The following is a 22839-nucleotide window of genomic DNA, read 5'->3' as shown; positions in this document are numbered from 1 at the left end:
GGGGCGCGGAACGGATGCGGCTACGGGCCCCGGGGCTGCTCGGCGGCCTCGACGGACTCTCGTTCGCCGCGCACGCACTGGGGCACTCGACCACCGTCGACACCGACCCGTACCGCGTGCTCGACCTGAGTTCCGGCCTGACCGGACGCGGCGCCGTCCTGCTCGACCGCACGCAGGAGGAGACCGGCGTCGAGCGGCTGACCGCCGTCCTGACAGAGCTCGGCCCCCGGGTGGGGGAGCTCCCGCGTGAGTCGGCGGGGATGGCTCACGGCCCGGCCGGTCCGCTGGCCCTGCTCTCGCTGGCGTGGTCGGCGGGCATCGAGGTGCTGGGCCAGGTGACGGCGATCCACCGGGCGGTGGAGCGGATCCTGGAACTCCGCCGGGACGATGCCTGGGGCCCCGACTGGCGGGTGCCCGCTTCCTGGTGCCACGGGAGCCCGGGCATCGCCCGTGCGCTCTGGCTGGCCGGCACCGCCCTCGACGACGCCCGCTTGCGCGAACTCGCCGGCGAAACCGTACTCGCCGCCCTGCGCCGCCCGCCCGCGCTCCGCCGGATCGACGGGCGCGTGGGCCTGTGCCACGGTCTGGCCGGCCTGCTGCTGATCACCCTGCGATTCGCCCAGGACACGGCCGATCCGGCCTTCCGTCCGGCGGCCCACGACGTGGCCGGCCGCCTGCTCGACCGCTACAGCGCTTCCGAGCCGACCACCCCCGGCCTCCTCGACGGCGCCGCCGGGGTATTGCTGGCCGTGCTCTCCGCCACGACGCCCGTGCCGCCCGCCTGGGACAGGGCCCTGCTGCTCTCCTGACCGTCGTCGGAGGGGATGACCGAAGCCGAGTTGTGACAACGCGGGGGTTCGCACGGTGTGGGCCCCTCGGGCACTGCCCCAGGAGATGTGACATGGCTGCTGGTACCGTCGAGTGGTTCAATGCGGAAAATTAGTCTGAATTTGTATCCGGCTCGTTCTTGCAATTTATCCGGCTCGTTCTTGCCGGGAATTCCTCGATGCGCGCCCTGTCGAGGAAGGTTCTTCATGAGCCGTTCAGCTCGCCCGAACGACCGTTTCCGGCCCCGGGGGCAGGGCCGCCCCGGCGTCGCCCCGGGCGACACCGGGCGCCGTTCCTCCGCACCACAGGGGGAGTTCACGCTGCCGGTCACCGTCACCCCGGCCCTCCCAGCCGCTGCGACCTTCGGTGAACTGGACATGCCCGTCGAGTTGCTGAAGATGCTCACCAGTCACGGCCTGCGCGAGCCGTTCCCGATCCAGGCCGCAACATTGCCGAACTCTCTCGCGGGGCGCGATGTCCTGGGCCGCGGGCGCACCGGATCGGGCAAGACGCTCGCCTTCGGCCTGGCGCTCCTCGTGCGCACGGCCGGGCAGCGTGCCGAGTCGCGCAAGCCGCTGGCCCTGATCCTCGTCCCCACGCGTGAGCTGGCCCAGCAGGTCACCGATGCGCTCGCCCCGTACGCCCGGCTGCTGAAGCTGCGGCTGGCCACCGTGGTCGGCGGCATGTCGATCGGCAGGCAGGCCGGCGCACTGCGTGCCGGAGCCGAGGTGGTCGTCGCGACTCCTGGCCGCCTCGCGGATCTCATAGAGCGCAAGGACTGCCGCCTGGAGCGAGTAAAGATCACCGTCCTGGACGAGGCCGACCAGATGGCGGACATGGGCTTCATGCCTCAGGTCACCGAACTCCTGGACCAGGTACGTCCCGAGGGCCAGCGCATGCTGTTCTCGGCCACACTGGACCGCAACATCGACCTCCTGGTGCGACGTTACCTCCATGACCCGGTGGTCCATTCGGTCGATCCGTCGGTGGGCGCGGTCACCACGATGGAGCATCATGTGCTGCACGTGCACGGCGCCGACAAGTACGCCACCGCCACCGAAATCGCTGCCCGCGAAGGGCGCGTGATCATGTTCCTGGACACCAAGCATGCTGTCGACCAGTTCACCAGGCACCTACTGAGCAGCGGTGTGAAAGCCGCGGCGCTGCACGGCGGCAAGTCGCAGCCCCAGCGCACCCACACCCTGGCACAGTTCAAGACCGGTGATGTCACGACGCTGGTGGCCACCAACGTCGCGGCCCGGGGCATCCACGTCGACGACCTCGATCTCGTCGTCAACGTCGATCCCCCCAGCGACCACAAGGACTACTTGCACCGCGGTGGCCGTACTGCCCGCGCCGGCGAGTCCGGCAGTGTCGTCACACTGGTCCTCCCCGGCCAGCGCCGGGACGTGGCCCGTCTCATGTCCGACGCAGGCATCAGGCCGCAGATCACGCAGGTCCGCTCCGGCGAGGCCGAGCTGAGCCGCATCACCGGCGCCCAGGCTCCTTCCGGAGTACCCGTCGGCGGCAGCGGGCCGGTCGCGGAGCGCCCGAAGCGCGGCGGTGCCCCCTTCCGCGGTCTGGGTACCCGCTCGGGGCGGGCCGGCGGCGGTGGCGAGTCTCGCCGCTCTGCCGAGGCCCGCCAGATGGCCGAGGCCCGCAAGGCCGCCCGGGTCCGTCGTGGCGCATAGGCCGGCAACGGAGCGCCACTTGAGAAGTACGTGTCGTATCCGTCGTGGTCGTGCGGCCTGGCGCAGGACTCCGGCGGACTTCAGGAAGACACCTCAGGAAGACACCTCACGCAAGGCGCTCGACCCGGACGGCGATGACACCTTGGGGTTTCGCTGAGGAGCGCGTGCCAATACGGTGGTCCCGTGACGTCGATCAAGAAGTTCCAGGTCACCTTCGACTGCGCAGAACCTGAGCCCCTCGCCCGTTTCTGGTGCGAGGTGTTGGGGTACGTCGTACCGCCGCCACCGGAGGGTTTTGCCACGTGGGACGATTTCAAGCGCTCCCAGCCACCTGAGGAGCAGGACGCATGGTTTGCCTGCAGTGATCCCTCAGGCGTGGGCCCGCGGCTGTACTTCCAGCGCGTCCCCGAAGGGAAGGCCGCCAAGAACCGGCTGCATCTTGACGTGCGGGTCGGCACCGGACTCGTGGGGGAAGAGCGCCTCGCCGCGCTTGAGGCCGAGTGCGCACGACTGGTCCCGCTCGGAGCGGTACACGTGCGAACGCTGTACGACGGCAATGATTCGTGCATCCCGATGCTGGACATCGAGGGCAACGAGTTCTGTATCGACTGAGGGGCCGCGAACGCCCCCTCGTCCAGTCCGGCGAAGCCAACTCCCGGCCCGTTGAACCCGGGTGAGACAGGCCCGGCAACCCCTGAGCGAGAAGTGCGCAGGCAACTGACCGCGTCACGGACGTAGTCGGTGACGGAACACCTGCCGGGAACATTCACCGTCCCCCCTCCGTTCGCCCTCGATTCCACGGGCATAGTGGGGTGGCTCACGGAAGAATTGGCCCGAAGATGTGGGTCCTTCCGGTCGTGCGCCCAGCGCGCGTGACCGCGCTCAGTTACGGCCTGTGGTGACACGGCCGAGTAGACATACGCTCCAACGGGGGTTATCGCACCATGCGTTCCATATCTGTGACCTTTGCGCGTCGGCGCGGACGGCAGCGCACCGTTCTCGCCACCAGTGGGCTCGTCGCGGCCCTGGCGCTCACCGCGACCGCCTGTGGCGGCTCCGGTTCGCACACGGCGAACGGCGCTGCCGATGCCGCCGCTTCCCGGTCGGCCGGCAGCGCCGACGGCAAGGTCCAGGTTCCGGCCGGCCTCGCGGACAAGCTCAAGAAGCACGGGATCGACGTTTCCCAGTGGGAGAACGGCGGCTGGAAGAACTGGGACAAGTCCAAGTGGCTCAGGGACGCCAAGGACTTCGTCAACCCGGTGATCAAGGGCCTGTGGAAGCCCGATCGGATGCAGTCGGCGCAGGAGGCCAACAAGACGGTCTCCACCAAGGACGCCTCCGCCGGCCAGGGTATGAGCGATCCGGACCCGCGGCCCGTGCAGGCCCAGGCCGAGAAGACCCCGTACCACGAGCACTCCGCCCCGGTGGGCAAGGTCTTCTTCGACTCCCCCCGGGGCCCGATGGTCTGCTCCGGCACGGTCATCAAGGACGTCAACCACCCTGGCAAGTCCAACCTCGTGTGGACAGCCGGTCACTGTGTCCACGCCGGGCGCGACGGCGGCTGGTACCGCAACATCGCCTTTGTGCCGTCGTACAACGACAACGGCGACTCCGCGGCGCAGATGCGCACCGCCGGCGCCGCCGAGGCCGCTCCGTACGGCACTTGGTGGGCGGACTGGGTCTCGACCTCGAACGAATGGATCCAGCGAGGCGCCGAGGTGGGTAACGACGGGTCTCCGTACGACTACTCCATCCTGCACGTGAAGCCGGAGAACGGCAGTGGCAAGTCCCTGGAGGAGACCGTCGGCGCGGCGCTCGGCGTGGACTTCTCCGCGCCGCAGGCGAACCAGGTCGCCGAGATGGGCGCCTGGGGGTACCCGGCGGCGCCGCCGTACGACGGCCTGAAGATGTTCAAGTGCCTCGACCGGCCCGGCCGGCTCTCCATGGGCCCGGCACTGCCGAACATGTACCGCATCGGCTGCAGCATGACCGGCGGTTCGTCGGGCGGTGGCTGGTTCCGGGTGGTGAACGGTAAGACCGTGCTGGTGTCGAACACCTCGATCGGCCCGGCGGACCACTCCTGGCTCGCGGGCCCGCCGCTGGGCCAGGAGGCGCAGGCGGTGTACGAGAACATGAGCCGCAAGTACGGCGGGCAGTGACGCAAACGTGACGAAGGGCCTCCTCCGGCGACTGGGGGAGGCCCTTCGCTCGCTCCCGAAGGCATACGCCGAGATGGCCCGGCTTGACCACACACGCTGCAACGTGCTTGCGGGACAAGTCTCACATGGGGAGGGGCTGTTCGGTCCAGATGGACTTGCCGGTGCGGGTGTGGCGGGTGCCCCGGCGCTGGCAGAGTGCGGAGATGAGTTGCAGGCCGCGGCCGCCCTCGTCGGTGGCGGAGGTGTGGCGGATGTGCGGCGTGGTCAGGCTGGCGTCGGAAACCTCGCAGATCAGTGCCCGGCTACGGAGCATGCGCAGCCGGATGGGGCCGCATGCGTGCCGGATGACGTTCCCGACCAGCTCGCTGACGAGGAGTTCGGTGGTCATGACCAGGTCCTCGCCGGCCAGGTCCCAGTCGGTGAGCTGGGCGCGGACCAGCTCACGGGCCCGGCCCGCCGCCACCGGGTCCTCCGGCAAGGGCCATTCGGCGATGTTCTCCGCGTCCAGCGGGTGGGTGCGGGCCAGCAGCAGGGCGGCGTTGTCTGTCAGCGCGCCGTGAGCGGGGAGGAGAGCGGAGGTGAGGGTGGCGCAGAGGGCGTCCAGGCCGGACGTGTCCGCCGGTGCGGGCGGCATGGTTTCGGGCGGCATGGTGTCGACGGACTGGAAGAGGAGCTCGGCCAGGTGGTTCATGCCGGTGGTGACATCCCTGTCCTTGCTTTCGACCAGGCCGTCGCTGTACAGGGCGAGCAGGCTGCCGGCGGGCAGTGGGGTCTCCAGCGTTTCGAAGGGCGGGGCGGCCACTCCCAGTGGCGGGTCCGGGGTCACGGACAGGAAGGTCACAGTGCCGTCGGGGTGGGCCACCGCCGGGGGCAGCTGACCAGCGCCGGCGTACGACAGACACCGGCTCACGGGGTCGTAGATCGCGTACAGGCAGGTGACGAAGGCGTCGTTGCCCAGCTCGCCGACGATGTCGTTGAGGTGGCCGAGGATCTCGTCGGGCGGCAGCTCCAGCTCCGAGAGAGTACGGACGGCGGTGCGGAGCCTGCCCATGGTGGCGGCCTCGGTCATGCCGTGGCCCATGACGTCGCCGATCACGAGCGCCCCCCGGGCCGCGGAGAGGGGGATCACGTCGTACCGGTCGCCGCCGACGTCGGCTCCCTGCTTGGCCGGCTGGTAGCGCGCCGCTGTCGTCACCTCGGGCATCGTGGGCAGTGCCTGCGGCAGCAGGCTGCGCTGGAGGGTGCGGGCCCGGGTCGTCGCCTCGTCGTAGAGCCCGGCTCGCTCCAGGGCCTGCGCGATCAGTCCGCTGAGCGCGGTCAGCAGCGTTCGTTCGTCGTCGTCCAGTACTCGCGGTCGGCCGAAGGAGATCACCGCCGCGCCGATCTCGCGCCCCGACACCGCCAGCGGCAGAAACGCCCACGCCTGCTTGCCGCTCTCCCGGATCAGGGCCTCGGTCCCCGGGTAACGCTTCAGGAACTCCTCCGAGGAGGAGAGACAGAGGGGGTGCGTGTGTGCAGGGCGTCTCCGACCGGGTTCATGGTGTCCCGCACCGTCCAGTGCCCGTCCAGCAGCCGGGTGAACCGCTCCGCGTATCCCCGGGAGCCGACCACGCTCAGCCGGTCGCCGACCACGCCGAGCATGATGAGTCCCGTGGCCCCGAGGGGTGTCATCACGCCGTCGGCCACCGCCGCCATCACATCCTGGGCCGTGACAGCCTCGGCCAGCTCCCGGGTGATCCGCTGCACCAGGGCCGCCCGCTCCGCGGCGGCCCGCTCCGCGGCGGCCCGCTCCGCGGCGGCCCGCTCCGCGGCGGCCCGCTCGACCTCGCGCAGATGTCGCTCGGTGGTGTCGGTGATGTAGAGCGTGAGGCCTTCCGGCACCGGCACCAGCCGCAGGTGGTACCAGGACGTCCCGTCCGGCCCTGGTACGTCGAATCCGGCCGGCCGGCCCTCGGCCGCCGTCGCCCGGCACTGTTGCTCCAGCCCCGGTACGGCACGTATCGCGGGGATGTTCCAGAGCAGGGCTCCGGCCACATCTCCCGCGGCGCCGAGGAGCCGCTCGGCGGCCTGATGGAGAAACCCGATGCGCCGGTCTGTGTCCAGGGAGACGAAGCCGTCGCTCATGTGTCGCAGCGCCCGCCCCACCGACTCGGCGGCGGCATGTGTTTCGCTGCTGTCCCCGAGGGTGCCGATCACTTTCACCGGCGCCCCTCATCGTCCGTGATCGTGCGGGCACGAGCCTCGATCCAGAGGTACGTGCCGTCCTGGCGCCGGACCCGGTACTCGTTCTGGAAGCCGCCGCGGAGCTGGATGCCCGTGTCGAAGCCGGCCACCGCCCCCGGCAGGTCGTCCGGGTGGATCAGAGCCGCCCACGCCTCGATGCCACCGCTCATCACCTCCGGATCGATTCCGGCCAGCACCTCCTCGACGGGCCGGTCGGAGGTCAGCTCGCCGGTGCGCAGGTCCCAGGTGTATGTGACGGAGGGCACCCCTTCCACGTCCCACGGAGGGGCGGCCTCCCGGGGCCCAGGCTCGTTCTCCAGGGCGCGCAGCAGGGTGGGGGACGGACTGAGGATCCCGGACGACGCGAGCCTGCCGGACATCCAGGCCGTCACCTCGTCCAGAAACGCGCACTCCGCCGCCCCGGGCTCGTCGCCCGGGGCGAAGAGGACGGAGAGCGCGCCGCGTCGCCGGCCACCGCCCGGAACGGGGACGGCGAGATGGCCGATGCCGACGGGGAGCCGGGAAGGCCTCAGGGCGGCGGGGTCCCGCCCGGGCACCGGGTCGGGCGGGGCCAGGTCGGGCTGCCAGGCGGTGGTGTCGTTGCGGGCGGCTCGGCTGGGCGGCGCCGTGCCCCGCGCCGGGATGATCAGCCAGGGCCGGGTCATCGCCTCCGGCAGGCCACTGTCGGCGACCAGGTAGAGGATGCCGCTCATGCCGCCGCCCGGTAGATGCACCATGCCACCCAAGCCGTGCACCTCGGCCACCGCCTGTTGGAGCGCGGTCAGCAGCACTTCGACATCGCGCCGGTCCTCGTCCACGGCGTCGAGCAGCCGCATCCGCATGCGATGTCGCTCCAAGGGCCGTACGGCCTGTATGGTCCGCAGGCCCTGTGGTTGGTGCGGCGGGTGGGGGACCTGGGGTTATGGAAACTGTATGTTGCGTTAACTCACCCTTCGTCACCAATGCGGCTGACGCCCTGACCTTGTTCATGGGGACCGGGGTGCCGGCTCCCGGACTGGTCGCGGTTGATCCGACCGCCGCGCACTGCGAGTGTCCGTCGCTCCTCATGACACATGTGCCGGGCCGGACGGTCCTCGACGATGAGGGGGTTCAGACGCGTGTCCCTGTGCCGGCCCGTCAACGGGGGGCGATCCATGCGTTGCGGCCTGCCGAGCGGTCCCGGAGGTATGTGGCGTGGACGACGGCCGACACGGTCGTGACTCTGGAGAGTGCCGACGCGGCGGTATGGGCCGCGGCGATCGACGTGATCCGCAGGCCCGAGCCGCCGTATGAAGGGCGATTCCTGCACCGGGACTTCCAGCCCGGCAATGTGCTGTTCGACGTGCCGCCCCCAAGTCCGGCAGGCGCCCGGATCACCGGTGTCGTCGACTGGGCGGGCGCCTCCTGGGGTCCGGCGGATCTTGATGTGGCGCACTGCTGCACCCATCTTGCGTTGCTGCCTGGCCCGGCATGGGGTCTGCGGTTTGCTGAGGCATATGAAGAGGCCGGCGGAGTGCTGGCCGAGGTCGCGAGCGAGCGGCTGTACTGGCGGGTCCGGGCCGGGCTGACGTGCTCGGAAGAAGTGCGGTCGGTGGCACGGCCATGGCGGGGAGGCGGGGAGGCGGGGAGGCAGGGAGGACGGGGCTGACGACGCGAGCCGTGGAGGAGCGGCTGGATGCCTACATCACGGCCCTGATGAACGCGCCCGCCTGAGCCAAGGCGGGCCGGGGCACGGCGCCATGTGGTTCCGCGGCGGCAGCGCGGGCGAGTGCCGGATTACCGATGAGGCCGTTGCCTTCGGCAGGATGGGCACATGACCGAGATCCGTACACCCCGCCTCCTCCTCCGCAGCTGGCACGACGACGACCTCGCGCCGATGGCGGACATCAACGCGGACCCCCGGGTCATGCGCTGGATCGACGACGGCTCGGTGCGCGACCTGGACCACACAGCCGAGGACATCGAGCGATGGGAGGAGGAGTGGGACGAGGAGGGCTTCGGACTCTTCGCCGTCGAGCTGCTGGCCTCGGGTGAACTGATCGGTTTCACGGGACTGTCCGTGCCCGAGTTCCTGCCGGAGGTGATGCCCGCCGTGGCGATCAGCTGGCGGATCGGCTCACCGTTCTGGGGCCAGGGATACGCCTCCGAAGCCGCGCACGCCACGCTGGAGTTCGCTCTCCAGGACCGCGGCCTGGACCGCGTCATCAGCATCAACCGAGTGGGTGACAACGCCTCCGAGAACGTCATCCGTAAGCTCGGCATGGCGCCCGAGCGGGAGACGGCACACCCGGTGTACGGCTACCCGCTGCGCGTTCACGCCATCGATCTCACCGAGTTCCAGGCGTGAACCGGCCTGGACGTCACCAACACTGGTCCACTCAAGCCGCTGACGGGCTACCAGACCCCGGCCGCCATCCGCCGGGCCGTTGTCACGCGAGTGACGAAATGGCTGGCCCACCGCGAAGTCCGCAACGCCAGAGCCCTGGCCGAGGAGGTGATGGCCCTCGGCGAGCGGATCTCCGAGACGGACAAGCTCATCGAGGGCCGGCTTCGCGAGCACGACCTCGGCCGACATCACCCTGAGCGTCCCCGGCATCGTCAGCCATGGGTACCCACAAGGCGCGCAGGCACCCGAAGGCCGGGCCCGAATGGAGGGCCGGCCCTTCGGATGCTCTGGTCAGCGGACGAAAGATATCTCCGGGTATTTCTTGTCGGGACCGTCGAGCAGGGTGCTGTGCTGGTGGCGCAGCTCCTTGTCGAAGAAGGCGGCGAGGTAGACGCGTTGGATCGCGATCGCGCGGTTCGGGTCGATCGTGCCGAGTATCTGCTGGAGCTGCGCCGGGGAGATCCCGCGCAGGCTTGCCTCCTGTGGCAGCATCGCCTCCGTGTCGCCGAACGACAGGTGCGCCGAGCCTTGGAGCTGGAGGTCGAAGCGGTCTCCCTTCAGATGCGACCACAGCGTGCGCCACGAGCCGTCGTTGTTGCGGTTGTGGGTGCCGGAGCTGAAGAGCAAGAAGGGGCGGTCCAGATTCCTGCCCGGCGCCGAGCCGAAGAACTGACCGTCCAGGTCGGCACCGGCGGCGATACGGTGGTCGAGTTGCATGGAGGTGTCGACCGCCCCGCCGCCCAGTGACCAGCCGAACATCCCGATGCGGGACATGTCCACGGCGTGCGACAGCCCGGTGGGGAGCCTGGCGTGGTCGACGTCCGGGTTGTGGCCCTTGCTGATCGCACCGAGCTGGTTGATGACGAAGCGGATGTCCGCCGCACGCACGTTGAGTGTGTCGGAGGAGTGCGCGCCGGCCGGCATGGTGTTGCCCTCGACCCTTCCGCCGGGGAACTGCACCTCGTTGGCGTCGTGGGTGTGGTCGACGGTGACGACGAGGTAACCGCGGCTGGCCAGGTCCTCGACGAGCGCAGTGCTCCCAGCGCGGTCTCCGTGCAGGCCGGCCGAGTACAGCAGGACGGGCAGCTTGCCGAGCTTGGTGTCGACCGGTGCGAGCACATGGCCTGCTGTCCTCGGCAAGGTCACCTGTTGTGGCGTCAGGCCCTGCGAGGCGAGGAAGTGGGCGCCGGAAGCTGACGGCATCCAGGGCGCCTCGTAGTGACCGCGGGTGGACGCGGCCGGGTACCAGAACGACACCATCACCTCGCGCGGTCTGTTACCGGGCACGTACGGGTCCGTACGGGACTTGTCGACGAGGTGCAGGCTGAACGTGCCCACGCCATAGCGCCCGGTTGGTGCGGGCAGACTGAGCTGGAGAGCGGATGTGGCCGCGCGGGGCGTCACGGCCTCCGGCGGACGGACGGCCTTGTGCTGCTGTGGCACCCCGTCGTGCTGGGGCGCCCAGGGCGCGTCGTCCCGGTCTGGCTGGTCCGGCTGGTCGGGCGAGAACCCGGTGGCGGTGGTGGGCTTGCCGGCCGTCTTCCCTGCGGCCATCGCCGGCGTCATCCCCGCACCCAGGGCGATGGCCAGCGTACCCGCCGTACCGACCGCTCGAGCGATCACTCTGTGGCGGTTGCGTGGTCGGCGGTGTTTCATGGAACCCCCATGTCGGGCAGCGGTCGAGGAACTGGCGATCGGCTGTCGTACGCCGTATCGCCTCTCTGACCTACGGATTTCGGGCCCCCGGCGTTCATCGCGGCGGTGCGCGGAATGAGCAGCTCAACCATGCGACCAGGCTCGCTCGGCGGGCCGTGCCTTCGACCTGCCTGCCGAGTGCGACGGACCCGAACGCATCGTGGAACGAAGTACACGTCCTGAACCGGCGCGCCCTCGCCCTCCTTCTTGCGCTCCCCCTCGCCCTCCCTCTTGCGCCCGCCTCGCCCTGGACCGTCCGGTCGCCGGGCTCCAACCGCCCGGCCTCGACGGCCGCCACCCGCGCACCGCCTCCGTCGGGGTCCTGGCCGCACACCGCGTCCGCGCGCTGCGCACCGTACAACCGGACGGCCTGTACCTGCTCGCCGCCGCGCTGCCACGACGTCGGCGGTTGGCCTACCGGTGTTCGGCGGCACATGCGGCTCCGGTCGAGCCCGCTCCGCGTCAGACAGATCATCCTGCCCCGCGAGGGGGAGAACACTGCCTAGGTCTCTGAGCGGCGCAGTGCCGACTCCAGGAGTGCTTGCGCCGCCCACCGCATGACCTCCTTCGCCTCGTCGGCGTCGACTCCGCATGCGTCGCGGGTCGAGATGAGCGCCTCCACGCCGTACACGAGCATCACCGCCATGGTCAGCCGGCGGTGCTCGGCGGGCGGGAGGATGTCGGCGAGGGGTTCCAGGACGGTGCGGGTCAGGTCCAGCCGGGTGCGGGTGCGGGTGCGGTTGTGGAAGGGGATGTCGTCGGCGCGCTCGCCCTGCGCGACCTGCTGCCAGCGGTCCATGGTCGCTCGAAGCAACGCCCGCCACATGGCCTCGTCGCCGAGTTGGGTGTCCGCGATCCGGGAGACGACCATGTCCAGCCGCTCGGCCGGGTCGTCCGGCAGATCGGCCAGGACGTCCGGCGCGCGCATGAGCGTGCGGGCCTCCAGCAGCAGGTCCGAGGGGTGGGAGAAGTACCGATACGCCGTTGCCGTGGAGACCTGGGCCGTCTCCGCGGCCTCCGCGATCGTGACCGTCCTGCCCTCGTGCAGCAGCGTGACCGCGGCGTCGATGAGCGCCCGCCGGGTGCGCAGTTTCTGGTTCCGGCGGCCGTCACCGACGACATCGAGCACGACGTCGTGGGAGACCCCGGCGGCCCGAAGCATGGGATCCCGGCGGCGCTGGAGTTCTACCGCCAGCTGTGCAAGGACTTCCGTGCCGAGAAGGAAGAGCGCACCCACACGTACTACTCCGAGGACGCCGTCACCATCGAGAACGCGATGACCGGTACGGTCCCGAACTCCTTCATGGGCCTCCCGGGCAACGGCCGGCGGATCTCCTTCCGGATCCTGCACGTCTTCGAGTTCCGGGACGGCCGCATCTCACGGGAGAACGTCTGGCTCGACGGGGCGTCGATCGTCGCCCAGCTGACGGCTCCGGCCCAGGCCGGCTGACGCCTGCCGCATCACGGAAGCCCTGTTCCCTCGCTTCACCTCACACAGAAATGGAACAAGCGTGAGAGACAAGTTACGCGTCAGAGAGTGGTTCTTCGCCGCCGTCGGGGCCATCACGCTGGCGCTCGTGCCGAGCCTCGCCGGCGCAGCCACCACCGCCCCGGCCCAGCACTCCCGGCAACTCGCCGGCAGGTATCTGAACCTGCACCAGTGCCTGTACTACTCGGCTTCGGCCGCAGACCACTTCACGACTTTCGTGCAGAGCCAGGACAACCGCTTCCTCGCCGGTACGAACGTCTCAGACACCCAGGACAGCACGCCCGCCTGTGGCGGCGGTGACGGAAACTACGGCCTCATCGGCCTCCTGTCGGGCGTCAAGCCGATGGACCTGCGCGGCGGCCGCTATCTGAACCTGCACCAGTGCACGTACTACTCGGCATCCGCGGTCAACTACTTCACGACGGCGGTGCCGAGCCGGGACGGCCGCTTCCTGGCCGGGACGAACGTCTCCAACACGCCCGAGTCGAAGGTCAATTGCGGCAGCGGCGACGGAAACTACACAGTCGTCCCGAACCTGTCCTACGTGCAGACCCTGGACCTGACCAGCGGGACCTTCCTCGACCTGCACCAGTGCGTGTACTACTCCGACGCGAACACCGACCACTTCACCACACTGCTCGGCGGCGGGCGGCCCTTCGCGACCGGGACAAAGGTCTCCACGACCGCCGAGACCGCCCCCGTCTGCGCTGCCGGAACCCAGGGCTACAACCTCCTTCCCATCCTGCCAGGCGTGAAGGCGCTCCCGGTGACCTAGACCATGCCTCTCCGATCACCGGATCCTTGGTGTGGCGTGGTGTGGTGTGAGCGGTCGCGGTGATCTGACAGACCGGCAGGCCCAGGCCGCGGCGGATGCCGGAGGCGCAATCGACTGGCACGTCTCGGACGACTCCAGGGTGATGCGCGCCCACCAGCACGCCGTCGGCGCGCGCAGGGCCCCGCCGCCTCCCGCCCTCTCAAAAGGGGCAGAGGCGGTGGGGCATCAGATCGACCGGGCGTGGGCTTGCCGAGGTCATCGAGTACCTGACCGCCACGAGGCCGGAGGGCGAGAGTGAGCTCTCAGGCGATGAGACCTGCGGCTGTACAGTCGCGTCCATGGTGAAGCCGTGGCTGCGAGCGATCGAGGACGATGGACGTGTCGTGGACGATCCGACCGAGGAAGTGCTGCACGACCTGCTGGCTGATATGAACCTGCGGCATCGGTTCGTGATCCTTGAGCGATGCGACTTGGAACCGCACGGTCAGCATTACATGCAGGCCTACCTCAACGACGACATGAGCTACCAGATCGAGTACCGCGAAGGCAGCGCGGACAAGCACTATCAGACACATCTGCCGGCGCCCCATGAATTGGTTGGTCCTGAACCCGTCGCCAGGTTGATGATCGACTGGGCACACGATCGCCCCGGGTGGCGTGAAGCGATGCAATGGGTTCCCCTGCCTCTGTGACTGGGTCTCACAACCACTCTCCACCACGGCCACCGCGGCCATCACAGCCCCGCAACCTCTGCGGCATGAGGCGAGTACTGGAGTGACGGCGCCCAGCCCGTTTCGCGGCCTTGTCGGTGGCGGCAGGCAGACTGGCCACATGACTTCGGTGACCGCACATGACTATGCCTGGATAGGTTCCTCTCCGTTGTTCCGCTACGCGCTGGAGACCGGATACACCCTGACCCTGGTGCGGGGCGTTGCCCCGACGGAGGTGCTGCAGGTGATGGAGGCGGAACCCCAGGGCACGTGCACGGGGGCGGACGCGTTGATCGAGCGGCAGGACGAACTGGGCGACCCGACGGACTACTGGGACGAGTCCTTCGTCGCGGGAGCATTCACCATCCCAGGCGAAGGCGGTGACTGGACGCTCGTCCTGCACGTCGGAGACGGGGGCATGGGGATGCAGTCGCGCTTCCTGGAGGCCTTGTCGGACGGTGGATGCGCTGTGGTGCACTCCAGCAATGGAGGGAAGCCTATGCACTTTTTCCATTGGTATGAGGACGGGGAACTTCGGACCACCTTCGAGTGGCCCACAGCCAGGGACGGCAGCACTCCCGATGCCCTCAACTCAATGATGCGTGAGGTCGGCTTCGCACTGTCGGACGACGAGGGCGAGACGAGCGAGCGTGTCGACACGAAGGCGGCAGGCTTCGCCCTCGCCGAGCGGCTGACCGGGGTTCGGGTGACGGAGGAACTGCTCCGGGGTGCCGAATACCAACTCGGGCTTGTACCCGAGGAACCCGCAGGGGACTGGACCGGCATCGTCATCGACATCACCGACGCCCATGGGGAACGTCTCTGCAAGGAAGTCACCCGCGACGAGGTTGAGGGCTGAGAAGCTGTTGTCGCCCCGATCATGGTGAGGGCCTGTTCGAGTGCGGCGAGCACCCGGTCCGTCACCGCTCTCAGCTTTTCCACACGCTCGCGCGCTGCCCGCTCACGCCAGTTGGTGAGTGTGCGTACGAGTGGGCGAGGGCGAGTGTCCGGGGCGACCGCCGAAGCAAGTGTGGCCCGGCGGTCAGGGCTGGTTCCCGGCCCGGTGAACGAGGAGGTCGCCCAGGGGGGTGCGGCGGTGGATGACGGCACGTCCGGCTCGGAACGTGGTGATCAGGCCCGCGCCGCGCAGGGCGGCGGTGTGGGCCGAGACGGTGGCGTTGCTGACGCCGAGCCGCCGGGCCAGGTCGCTGGTGGTGTGCTCGTGGTCGAGGAGCAGGAGCATCGCGAAGCGAGTCCGGCCGAGCACGTCGGGCAGTGCGTTCTCGCGTGCGGACGGGAGCGGCAGGCCGGGGCCCGCCGGGTAGGTCACGGCCACGGGGTGGTCGGGCAGGTCGGAGATGAGGGGATGGCCGGTCCAGTGGAAGGTGGGCAGGAGCAGCAGACCACGGCCGTCCGGCCGGATGTCGAGTCTGCGCGGCCCGTCCAACTCCCAGACACCGCCGAGCAGCCGGGAGCCGGGGACGAGGTCGGTGAGGGCGGTGCCGATGCCGTGTTCGGCGACGGTCACGGCGTGGCGGGTGAACTCCGCGTGATGCAGGTCTTGTACTGCCGGCCAGACCGGACGCAGCACGCAGTCGAAGGCGGCTTGTTGCGCGCGGCTGAGGATCTGCCAGGCGCTTGCGTCGCCCCGGTACAGGTCGCGGACCCAGGGCGGGGGCGGAGAAGAGCTCGGTATGTCGGCGTAGACACGCTCGACTTCGACGCGGACCAGCTCCGGGCGCCAGGACCGGGCGGCGTCGAACCCGTCTTGCAGCGTGTCGCGGAAGACATCCAGGAAGCCGGGGGCCTTCCCGGCCGGCACGAGGTCCCTCAGCGGGCGCACCGCGTCAGGCAGGGAGCGCAGCAGTCGTCCTCTCCAGTGGCCGAAGAGCAGATCGCTGTCGCGGCGGCACACCATGGACAGGGCGGCGTTGAGTTCTTGCAACGGCGCGGGCCGGGGCGCGAACCGGACGCGGGCGGTGTCAGCGACCGTGAGGTGGATCCGGATCACTACATCCCCTACCAAGACGGCCCCATGGTTTCGGGCAGAGCCTAAACGATCGCCTGTGCGCGCCGCCGGGGGCGAGCATCCGAGGCATGGAGACTTCATCTTCGTCAAGAGCCATAGGCCGTCGGATGGTTGCCGGGTCCGCCCTGGCCGGCGGCGCGCTGCTGCTTACGGGCGGCGGCATCGCACGAGCTGCGGTACGCGAGCAGGTGCGGGAACAGGCGCGGGAACAGGCGGCGGACGCGGTGGCCCTGCGGCTGCCGGCGCCGACCGGTCCGCACCCGGTCGGGGCGACCACGCTCTACCTCGTCGATCCCAGCAGGCGCGATCCATGGGACCCGTCCCTCCCCGTCCGTGAGGTGATGGTGACGGTGCTCTATCCCGCCGCGCAGGCGGACGGTGACGGCTGCCCGATCGCGCCACAGATGACCCCGGGGACAGCGTCGGTCTTTGCGCAGGTCGCGCCTCTGACCAACCCGCAGCTGCCGAACGCAGGGGTGGATTGGGCGGCCACCATGACCCACGCACACGCGGGCGCGCCCGCTCAGGCCGTGCGACGGCCCGTCGTGATCTACAGCCCGGGCGGTGGTGACCCGCGCACCCTCGGCACCTATGTCGCCGAGGAGTTGGCGAGCCAGGGCCACGTGGTGGTGTCGATCGACCACCCCGGAGACGCCGGCGCCGTGCAGTTCCCCGTCACGACGAGCTACCGGTCCGAGTGCATCCGCACGACGGTATTCCGGGAGAACCCCCGGACCAGGCCGGACGTCTACCGCACCGCGATCGCCGCCCGCCTCGCCGATATCCGGTTCGTCCTGAACCAGCTCGAACTCCTGGCGGCTGGGCGCAACCCCGACGCCGCCGACCGCCCGCTGCCCCAGCATCTCCCGCGCGCGCTGGACCTGGCAAGGGTGGGCATATACGGGCACTCGGCGGGGGGCACGGCGGCTGCCCAGGCAGCGTACGACGACCGCCGGATCCGCGCGGTCGTCAACCTGGAAGGCTATCTGGACTATCCGCCGGACCAGCCCGGCGAGCCGGGGCCGCTGTTTCCCGTGGCCCGGTACGGAGTGAACAGGCCGATGCTCTTGCTGGGCACCGACGGCTTCCGCAACGCGGACATCGACCGTTCCTGGTCGGCCATGCTCGCCCACCCGAACCGGCGCACCAGCCGTCGGCAGATCGACGACGCCATGCACTGGGTGTTCAGCGACTTTGCCGCCATGGTGCCCCAGCTTCAGGCGGACGGGCTGATGACCGCCGAAGGCCGCGACCAGATGGTGGGCGCGCTCGGCCCAGGGTGCTCGGTGGCGATGGTGCGCGAGTACGTCCTCGCGTTCTTCGAGCGAAATCTGTCCGGCACATAGCCCCTGAACAACGACGCCCGGCATGCTGAGCGCGGGGAAGGGCTTCCCTGCGGATGCCAGCGGCAGCCGACGGCGTCGTTGAGGACAAACCCCGAGCAGGAGAGCGACGGACGTCCGTCTAAGGTGAGCGGCATGCGTGAGATCGCAGGCGTCAGAGCCATGCCCGGGGGACGTGTACGTGTCCAGTTCCATGACCACGGTTTCGTCATCAGACGCGACCGGCTCGCCGGCCGTGTCGCCGAAGCGCTCCTCGGTGACACGGCCGGATGCGTCACGGTGTTGGTACTGCTCGCTTCAGTGGGCCTCTACAGCCTGCTGAACAAGGCTGGTGCGCCGCACGCCGTCGCAGTGGCCTGCCTCTGGGTGTTCCTCGTCGCGGCCTGCTACGCGACTCTCCTCGCGCTGCTGCGGTGGGCGGCCGAGGTGGTGGGGAACATCGTGTCCTTTCTCCTCGTCGTGGTGACGCTCCCGGGCCTGCTGATCCCGGGATATCGGCGGAAGGCGCTGCGCCGATGGCGCGGTGGCGGCCCGGAGTCCGAGCCGGGGTGGGTGCCTGCCACTGCCCTCGGCGGAGTGTGGCTGGGCCAGGAGCATCCGAGTACCGGCGCTGTGGTGACGGTCCAGTTCGTCGACGGGTCCGTTGTCGCCTACACCACCCGGCCCGACAGGTCCCGGGAACTGCGTGACGGGTTCGAGGCACTGCTGCGCGTCCACCGCCCGGTCCCCACGGCGGTGCCGCATCAGCAATCCGCGCCAGGCACCACGCCGTACCAGTCCTGGCATCCGGGGCCACCCCGCAGCTGACGACGATCGGCGTCGCCGCGCATGCCCCTCCCCTCCCCAACTCCCCGTCCCCGGAGCCGATACGACCATGTCCTTCTTCAGCAAGCGCCGTACCATTCGGCTCTCCCAGCACCGTACGGCCGACAGCCCTTTCGGGCCGATACGGATCAGCTACAACCCTGGGCTGCTGACCGTCATCGCGCTCGTCCAGGGGCCCGGCATGCCTTCCGTCACAGTCGTGCCCGGCCGTGACCGCGGCGCCATGAGCATCAACGGGCAGGTGATCCCCACACGGCGCGGGAACGACGGCCGTTGGGCCCTGCGCCGCAGAACGCGCACTCGCACGGCCCTGCTGGGCGAGCGCACCTACGAACTGCGGCCCACCAGCCTGCGCCGGGCCCGGCTCCTGCGCAACGGCACGCACATCGCCGAAGCGCGTGGCACCCTGCGCTCGTACGCCTCCCTCCGTGACATTCCCGGCCTCGACGCCAGGCTGAGCTGGTCCCACGGCCTCGACCCCACCGACGTGGCGATCGGCCAGTCGATGGTGCTCGCCTTCGGCGCGGGCGCCCCGGGCGCACTGTCCTCGCTCGCCTCCTTCTGCCTCGACGTGTTCGGCTCCTGACACACCACGTCGAAGTCGGCCGTTGTCGCTGAAGAGGCGTTCGGCGTACTGAGCCTTCGGTGACATAGCGGACGCGGCAGTTGTGGTCGTCGACTGTTGCGTGACGCGCGGCACCGGTGGCTCTCGGTGAAGTTCAACGCGCAGGCCGGGCGTGCTCGGTGGGGGAGAAGGCGACGGTGGTCCGTAGCGGCCCGAGCACGGGGTTGGCAGCCGCTGCAAGTGACGAGGTCGACCAGTTCACGAGTCTCACTCTTCATGTCCGCGATCAGGTCCGCCTTGGCCTGCGGCCGCAGTCGGTCGACGCGGGCCAGGGGGCCACGTCGGCCTGCAACGAGGTTAGCGGGGTACGCGGTTCGCGCCCCGCGTCCTGCACCAGCCGCCGCCGCACCTCCTCCGACGCGCCGAGCCGACCCAGTATCCCGTCGCCGACCTGCTCGTGCCGGCCTGTCTCGACGTGGCAGAGAACCCCGCCGGTACTCGGGTCGACCTGAACGCCCTGGCCCAGGAGGAGGTCGGGCTGCGTGCGGTCTCGGATCGCATCGCCGCGCATGTGCGCGTTCCCGCAGTGCCGCTCGAAATCCTGGGCAGCGGCAGCCGCAGCTGCAGCCAGTTGGCCCGGGTCCTCGGCAACCTCCTGGACAACTCCCAAGGCCACGCCTCTTCCACCGTCCCCGTGGAACTGCGGGCCGACGGTGCCAACGCGATGCTCACTGTCACCGACGACGGCCACGGCGTCGCCACTTGCGACCGTGAGCGCGTCTTCGAACGCTTCGTCCGCCTCGACGAGGCCCGCACCCGCGACGACGGCGGTGCCGGCCTCGGTCTTGCCATCGCGCGCGATGTCGTCCAACGGCAGCGCGGAACGCTCGCCGTCGGCGAGGGGCCCGGCGGTGGTGCCGCCTTCCGCGTCACTCTGCCACGGGCGTTCCACTGATCGGCTGATCGACGTCGCAGACTCCGCGGCGCGGGCACCATCCGGGGAAGATCGCGACGACGATCACCCGCCCGACCTGCGGATACATTTCCGCTCACCCATGCGGCCCGATCCCATGTGCTGCAGACCGACTTTCCCCAACTCCCCATGGGAAAAGCCGAAGACGCCCCGGACCGTTTCCCCGCCTCCATCCCCTGTCTCCGGGCGCCGTCTGTCGGCCGCCGCCGGGGCGGCTGGTGGCGCCGGTGGCGATGCTGGCGCTGTTCGTGATGGTCGCCGACCTGCTGGCGGAGCGCCATGCCGGGCTGATCGACGAGACGGTCTTGAGTGAGGCCGTCGAGCACTGTGGTTGGGCGCTGACCTGGTTCATGCAGGGGGTCTCCACGGCGGCGGGCTCGGACTGGCTGGTGGCGGCGAGCAGGGTCTATCTGGGGGTGCGCTGGGCCGCCGACGCCACCACCGGCTTCGCCTTCGGCGCCGCCGATGCGCTCGGCCCGGTCACCCTCGACTAGGGCCGCCGCCTGCTCACCCTCGACCAGAGTCGCCGCCTGCTCACTCGCGACCCGTCACGGTCTATGGACTAACAGCGAGGGTGCGGGGCCAGGGCCCTCGCGCTCCCGCGTGTGCTCCGGTCCGCGGTGGGAGTGGCAAGGGCCCTGATGGTGGGATCAGCTCAGGCCCACGGCCTGGAGCGCGGTGGTCCAGTCGGTGGCGATGGCCTCCTGAGCCGGGGCCAGCTGGATCGTTCCTGCACAGACCGCCTTGTACAGCTTGTACTCAACGGTGTCCTTGTCGGTGGAGCTGGAGCCGCCCACGTCATAGCGGGGCTCGGGCCACAGGTTCTGCTCGCTCTTCGGGTTGCCGCCCAGCGACAGCGGTATGAGGTGGTCTTCCTCGTAGTCAGCCGTGTTGGTGTCGCTGTAGTCGTATTCGGCGATCTGCTTCACCTTCAGGGCGTTGGTGTAGCTCGTGGAGGGACGGATCGAGGAGCTGTAACCCGGGACGCAGATCGTGGAGTCGATCGTGGACTGGGTGACCGCGGAGTTGAGTGCGCCGGGCTGGCAGGCGGCGTCCTGGAGCGGCAGGTAGGACTGCGAGCAGTCGGCCGCGTGGGCGGTGCCGCTGGTGGTCACGATCAGACCACCGGTGGCGAGGGCCAACGACGATACGGCTACGGCGAGTTGGCGCATGCGGGACATGGGGTCTCCCGGTGTAGGGCGCACTCCGACGAGGCGTCAGGGTGTCGATGACATGACAACATCGGATCATCTATGCGGGTAGATGGTTGAAGTGAACAATTCATTGCCGACCGGTTACTCCACCCGGTCGGCGCGTCACGCACGCGACGGTCCGAGGCGGGGAGTGGGCTCAACCTCCTCCCCGCCTCGTAGGAAGTTCCTCGCCGCCGCGTAACGTGAAGCAGCACGAAGAATCTTGTTTCTCGGGGCTGGTGCCGTGACCTGCTGCGCCGAGCGGAACGTGGCAGTTCGTCGAGCCTGGTGCGTTCCTGCAACCTCCGGTCACTCTGTCGGCCTAGGTGAGTTCGACGGTGCCCGGGCCTGGCTGGAGGAGACCGGTCTGCGCGGTGAGTTGCGCGCGGCGGCATTGCCCACGGAGGCGACCTGGGCTCGGGCGGCGACCACGTCGAGGATCGGGCGGGCGGTCGCGCCGGCATCGCCGCACAGGTCGATCACCAGGCTGGCTTCGGTCAGGTGGGCCGGGCGTACGAGCAGGATCATAAGAGCGCGGACCGCACGGCGGCTGGAGGTGAGGAGAACGGTGCGCCGAGGGTGATGCGGCGGCCCTTGAGAGCGCCGAGGTCGAGCAGGTAAGGGCAGCTCGCCGTCACTGTCGAGGTGCTGCTGGTGGGCGGTGCGGGCCGGGGCGAGGTCGTGCGGTTCGGCCAGGGCCGTCAGCTCGGCCGCGACTCGCACGGTCTGCCTCAGAGCGAGGCAGCGGGTGAGGGCGTCCCCCATGAACCGTGCCGGTAGGTGGCCATATCTGATCGGTGGCGCCCGGGGTGGCTGGGGCCCCAGGCACTCGCCAACCGCCCTGCTTGCTGCTCTTGCGCCGCCCATGCCAAGGCTCTATAACGTCTCCTGCAGGTATCGGCGGGGATGGCCGGAAATGGCAGTTGCCGCCGGCCAGGGGGGATCCTCGGCTCCGCCGCGATCGGCATCAGTGCCCGCAGACCGACGGAGACCGAATCATGACCGACGACGCATATCGTGCTGCCCTGACCCGCCTGGCCATCGACCCGGCCTTCCGCGTCGAACTCGACGGAGACACCGGCGAGGTGGCGCGAAGACTCGGCCTGTCGCCCGCCCAGGTCGCCGAACTCCGCTCCCTCCGCGTCGAGTCCGGCACCGACGGGGGACCGGCCTCTCTCGACCCACGGCTGTCCAAGTCGTCCCTGTTCTTCGGAAGCGCGGCGCATGCGCTGGCGCATCACGACACCACGGCTGACCACGCCGTCCCGGCCGGCCACCAGGCCGCGGTGACGCAGGACGCTTCCACGACCCACGCCGTCCCGGCGGAGCAGGTCTCCGGCGACCATGATGCCGGAGCCCCGGCTTCCGCCGAACAGGGCTACGACCTGTCGGGTCCCGCCGACGGCCAGGAGGTCGCCGGCGGCCTGGACACGGCCGCCACTGGCACCCACAGCCTGCTCGGCGGCCCCCTGCTGGACCGGTCCCTGGCCGAAGTGGCCGGCGAGCCGGACCAGGTCGGCAACTTCGGCAGCTTCGGTGACTTCGGAGGGTTCGGCGAGTACGGAAGCGAGAGCCCGGGTTCGGACTTCGGCGGGCTCGGGGAGCAAGTCGGCGGTGGAGCCGAGGGGGGCTTCGGCGACTTCGGTGCCGGCGGCGACGGCGGGTTCGGTGGCGCCGAAGGGGACTTCGGCGGGTTCGGCGGCGGTCCCGATGGCGGATTCGGCGGTAATGGCGGCGGGTTCGGCGACCTAGGAGGCCACGGCGGCTTCGGTGGTGCCGGCGGGGAAGGCGGCGGGGACGCCGGTCACTTCGGCCACGGCGGGATCTACGACCGTGACGGCGGCGACGGCGGCGGCGACGGCGGCGGAGAAGGTGGTGGCGGTGAGGGTGGCGGTGACCCGGAGAACACGGATCGCCCCAGCGGTGGTGGTGGTCATGGTGGTGGTGAGGGTGGC

Annotated in this window: 21 protein-coding genes and 4 pseudogenes; 17 read left to right on the top strand and 8 right to left on the bottom strand. The window is 69.8% G+C overall.

Translation table 11 applies throughout. From position 1 onward, the window contains the following. Positions 1 to 14: 14 nt before the first annotated feature. From IE277_RS44035 to IE277_RS44020, 4 genes are all read left to right on the top strand, one after another. Positions 15 to 809: a lanthionine synthetase C family protein gene (locus tag IE277_RS44035; protein ID WP_189959398.1), complete on the top strand. Its 795-nt coding sequence runs from the start codon at positions 15 to 17 to the stop codon at positions 807 to 809. A gap of 225 nt (positions 810 to 1034) precedes the next feature. Then, a complete protein-coding gene (locus tag IE277_RS44030; RefSeq protein WP_189959396.1) occupies positions 1035 to 2519 on the top strand; it encodes a DEAD/DEAH box helicase in 1485 nt (494 codons plus the stop codon). Positions 2520 to 2702: 183 nt separating this feature from the next. Further along, positions 2703 to 3131 carry a VOC family protein gene (locus IE277_RS44025; protein ID WP_189959394.1) on the top strand — a complete coding sequence of 143 codons (429 nt, stop codon included), beginning with the start codon at positions 2703 to 2705 and terminating at the stop codon, positions 3129 to 3131. Positions 3132 to 3463: 332 nt separating this feature from the next. Further along, positions 3464 to 4678, top strand: coding sequence for a trypsin-like serine peptidase (locus IE277_RS44020; protein WP_189959392.1), 1215 nt, complete (start codon positions 3464 to 3466; stop codon positions 4676 to 4678). 121 nt (positions 4679 to 4799) lie between these two features. Here IE277_RS44020 and IE277_RS48465 read toward each other — a convergent pair whose 3' ends face one another. From IE277_RS48465 to IE277_RS48455, 3 genes are all read right to left on the bottom strand, one after another. Continuing rightward, the gene (locus IE277_RS48465; protein ID WP_229882495.1) at positions 4800 to 6077 is read right to left on the bottom strand and encodes an ATP-binding SpoIIE family protein phosphatase; all 1278 of its coding nucleotides are present in this window, start codon (positions 6075 to 6077) and stop codon (positions 4800 to 4802) included. Between the two features lie 71 nt (positions 6078 to 6148). Continuing rightward, on the bottom strand, positions 6149 to 6880 hold the full coding sequence (locus IE277_RS48460; protein ID WP_229882494.1) for a PAS domain-containing protein: 732 nt from the start codon (positions 6878 to 6880) through the stop codon (positions 6149 to 6151). Beyond that, complete coding sequence (locus IE277_RS48455) at positions 6877 to 7743, bottom strand: PAS domain-containing protein (protein ID WP_229882493.1); 867 nt, start codon at positions 7741 to 7743, stop codon at positions 6877 to 6879. The genes IE277_RS48460 and IE277_RS48455 overlap by 4 nt, the downstream gene beginning before the upstream one ends. 125 nt (positions 7744 to 7868) lie before the next feature. On the opposite strand from IE277_RS48455, the pseudogene IE277_RS44010 reads away from it, so the two are divergent. The 3 genes and pseudogenes from IE277_RS44010 to IE277_RS48450 all read left to right on the top strand — a co-directional run. Then, positions 7869 to 8614 (top strand): annotated as a pseudogene (locus IE277_RS44010) (phosphotransferase family protein); the annotation flags it as partial. 100 nt (positions 8615 to 8714) lie between these two features. Further along, complete coding sequence (locus IE277_RS44005; RefSeq protein ID WP_189959390.1) at positions 8715 to 9248, top strand: GNAT family N-acetyltransferase; 534 nt, start codon at positions 8715 to 8717, stop codon at positions 9246 to 9248. Between the two features lie 6 nt (positions 9249 to 9254). Next, positions 9255 to 9498: pseudogene (locus IE277_RS48450) on the top strand (IS110 family transposase); the annotation flags it as partial. Between the two features lie 80 nt (positions 9499 to 9578). Here the strand turns inward: IE277_RS48450 and IE277_RS44000 are convergent. Together IE277_RS44000 and IE277_RS43995 are read right to left on the bottom strand one after the other, a co-directional pair. Beyond that, the gene (locus IE277_RS44000) at positions 9579 to 10910 is read right to left on the bottom strand and encodes an alpha/beta hydrolase family protein (RefSeq protein WP_229882492.1); all 1332 of its coding nucleotides are present in this window, start codon (positions 10908 to 10910) and stop codon (positions 9579 to 9581) included. A 574-nt stretch (positions 10911 to 11484) separates the two neighbouring features. Further along, positions 11485 to 12111 (bottom strand): TetR/AcrR family transcriptional regulator, encoded by a 627-nt coding sequence (locus IE277_RS43995; protein ID WP_229882491.1) that lies wholly within the window; start codon positions 12109 to 12111, stop codon positions 11485 to 11487. Between the two features lie 6 nt (positions 12112 to 12117). Between IE277_RS43995 and IE277_RS43990 the strand changes: the two genes are divergently transcribed. The 4 genes from IE277_RS43990 to IE277_RS43975 all read left to right on the top strand — a co-directional run bounded on the left by IE277_RS43990 (position 12118) and on the right by IE277_RS43975 (position 14815). Beyond that, a complete protein-coding gene (locus IE277_RS43990; protein WP_229882490.1) occupies positions 12118 to 12432 on the top strand; it encodes an ester cyclase in 315 nt (104 codons plus the stop codon). 61 nt (positions 12433 to 12493) lie between these two features. Continuing rightward, the gene (locus IE277_RS43985) at positions 12494 to 13246 is read left to right on the top strand and encodes a hypothetical protein (protein WP_189959384.1); all 753 of its coding nucleotides are present in this window, start codon (positions 12494 to 12496) and stop codon (positions 13244 to 13246) included. Positions 13247 to 13584: 338 nt separating this feature from the next. Then, a complete protein-coding gene (locus IE277_RS43980) occupies positions 13585 to 13938 on the top strand; it encodes a hypothetical protein (protein ID WP_189959382.1) in 354 nt (117 codons plus the stop codon). 139 nt (positions 13939 to 14077) lie between these two features. Beyond that, positions 14078 to 14815, top strand: a complete 738-nt coding sequence (locus IE277_RS43975; RefSeq protein ID WP_189959380.1) for a DUF6461 domain-containing protein — start codon at positions 14078 to 14080, stop codon at positions 14813 to 14815. 183 nt (positions 14816 to 14998) lie between these two features. Here IE277_RS43975 and IE277_RS43970 read toward each other — a convergent pair whose 3' ends face one another. Further along, positions 14999 to 15967 (bottom strand): ArsR/SmtB family transcription factor, encoded by a 969-nt coding sequence (locus IE277_RS43970; protein WP_189959378.1) that lies wholly within the window; start codon positions 15965 to 15967, stop codon positions 14999 to 15001. Positions 15968 to 16092: 125 nt separating this feature from the next. On the opposite strand from IE277_RS43970, the gene IE277_RS43965 reads away from it, so the two are divergent. The 5 genes and pseudogenes from IE277_RS43965 (at position 16093) to IE277_RS43945 (ending at position 20185) form a co-directional block, all read left to right on the top strand. Continuing rightward, positions 16093 to 17331, top strand: a complete 1239-nt coding sequence (locus tag IE277_RS43965; protein WP_229882489.1) for an alpha/beta hydrolase family protein — start codon at positions 16093 to 16095, stop codon at positions 17329 to 17331. A gap of 132 nt (positions 17332 to 17463) precedes the next feature. Further along, positions 17464 to 18135, top strand: a complete 672-nt coding sequence (locus IE277_RS43960) for a hypothetical protein (protein ID WP_189959374.1) — start codon at positions 17464 to 17466, stop codon at positions 18133 to 18135. Between the two features lie 67 nt (positions 18136 to 18202). Next, positions 18203 to 18739 carry a hypothetical protein gene (locus tag IE277_RS43955; protein WP_189959372.1) on the top strand — a complete coding sequence of 179 codons (537 nt, stop codon included), beginning with the start codon at positions 18203 to 18205 and terminating at the stop codon, positions 18737 to 18739. A gap of 424 nt (positions 18740 to 19163) precedes the next feature. Then, positions 19164 to 19673: pseudogene (locus IE277_RS43950) on the top strand (sensor histidine kinase); the annotation flags it as partial. A 245-nt stretch (positions 19674 to 19918) separates the two neighbouring features. Beyond that, positions 19919 to 20185 (top strand): hypothetical protein, encoded by a 267-nt coding sequence (locus IE277_RS43945; RefSeq protein WP_189959370.1) that lies wholly within the window; start codon positions 19919 to 19921, stop codon positions 20183 to 20185. Between the two features lie 156 nt (positions 20186 to 20341). On the opposite strand, the gene IE277_RS43940 is transcribed toward IE277_RS43945, so the two are convergent. After that, positions 20342 to 20872, bottom strand: a complete 531-nt coding sequence (locus IE277_RS43940; protein ID WP_189959368.1) for a hypothetical protein — start codon at positions 20870 to 20872, stop codon at positions 20342 to 20344. Between the two features lie 321 nt (positions 20873 to 21193). After that, positions 21194 to 21649: a hypothetical protein gene (locus tag IE277_RS43935; protein WP_189959367.1), complete on the bottom strand. Its 456-nt coding sequence runs from the start codon at positions 21647 to 21649 to the stop codon at positions 21194 to 21196. 233 nt (positions 21650 to 21882) lie between these two features. Between IE277_RS43935 and IE277_RS43930 the strand changes: the two are divergent. Continuing rightward, positions 21883 to 22839 (top strand): annotated as a pseudogene (locus IE277_RS43930) (hypothetical protein); the annotation flags it as partial.

This window comes from Streptomyces alanosinicus (genome assembly GCF_014650595.1).
In the GTDB taxonomy this organism is placed as follows: Bacteria; Actinomycetota; Actinomycetes; order Streptomycetales; family Streptomycetaceae; genus Streptomyces; species Streptomyces alanosinicus.
This window is presented reverse-complemented; position numbering and strand designations above follow the sequence as displayed.

Excerpts from the sequence above, each read along its gene's own strand:
- IE277_RS44035 (WP_189959398.1), top strand. The coding sequence starts at position 15 with ATGCGGCTACGGGCCCCGGGGCTGCTCGGCGGCCTCGACGGACTCTCG.
- IE277_RS44030 (WP_189959396.1), top strand. The coding sequence starts at position 1,035 with ATGAGCCGTTCAGCTCGCCCGAACGACCGTTTCCGGCCCCGGGGGCAG.
- IE277_RS44020 (WP_189959392.1), top strand. The coding sequence starts at position 3,464 with ATGCGTTCCATATCTGTGACCTTTGCGCGTCGGCGCGGACGGCAGCGC.
- IE277_RS48455 (WP_229882493.1), bottom strand. The coding sequence starts at position 7,743 with ATGCGGATGCGGCTGCTCGACGCCGTGGACGAGGACCGGCGCGATGTC.
- IE277_RS44005 (WP_189959390.1), top strand. The coding sequence starts at position 8,715 with ATGACCGAGATCCGTACACCCCGCCTCCTCCTCCGCAGCTGGCACGAC.
- IE277_RS43980 (WP_189959382.1), top strand. The coding sequence starts at position 13,585 with ATGGTGAAGCCGTGGCTGCGAGCGATCGAGGACGATGGACGTGTCGTG.
- IE277_RS43975 (WP_189959380.1), top strand. The coding sequence starts at position 14,078 with ATGACTTCGGTGACCGCACATGACTATGCCTGGATAGGTTCCTCTCCG.
- IE277_RS43965 (WP_229882489.1), top strand. The coding sequence starts at position 16,093 with ATGGTTGCCGGGTCCGCCCTGGCCGGCGGCGCGCTGCTGCTTACGGGC.
- IE277_RS43960 (WP_189959374.1), top strand. The coding sequence starts at position 17,464 with ATGCGTGAGATCGCAGGCGTCAGAGCCATGCCCGGGGGACGTGTACGT.
- IE277_RS43955 (WP_189959372.1), top strand. The coding sequence starts at position 18,203 with ATGTCCTTCTTCAGCAAGCGCCGTACCATTCGGCTCTCCCAGCACCGT.
- IE277_RS43940 (WP_189959368.1), bottom strand. The coding sequence starts at position 20,872 with ATGTCCCGCATGCGCCAACTCGCCGTAGCCGTATCGTCGTTGGCCCTC.
- IE277_RS43935 (WP_189959367.1), bottom strand. The coding sequence starts at position 21,649 with ATGGGGGACGCCCTCACCCGCTGCCTCGCTCTGAGGCAGACCGTGCGA.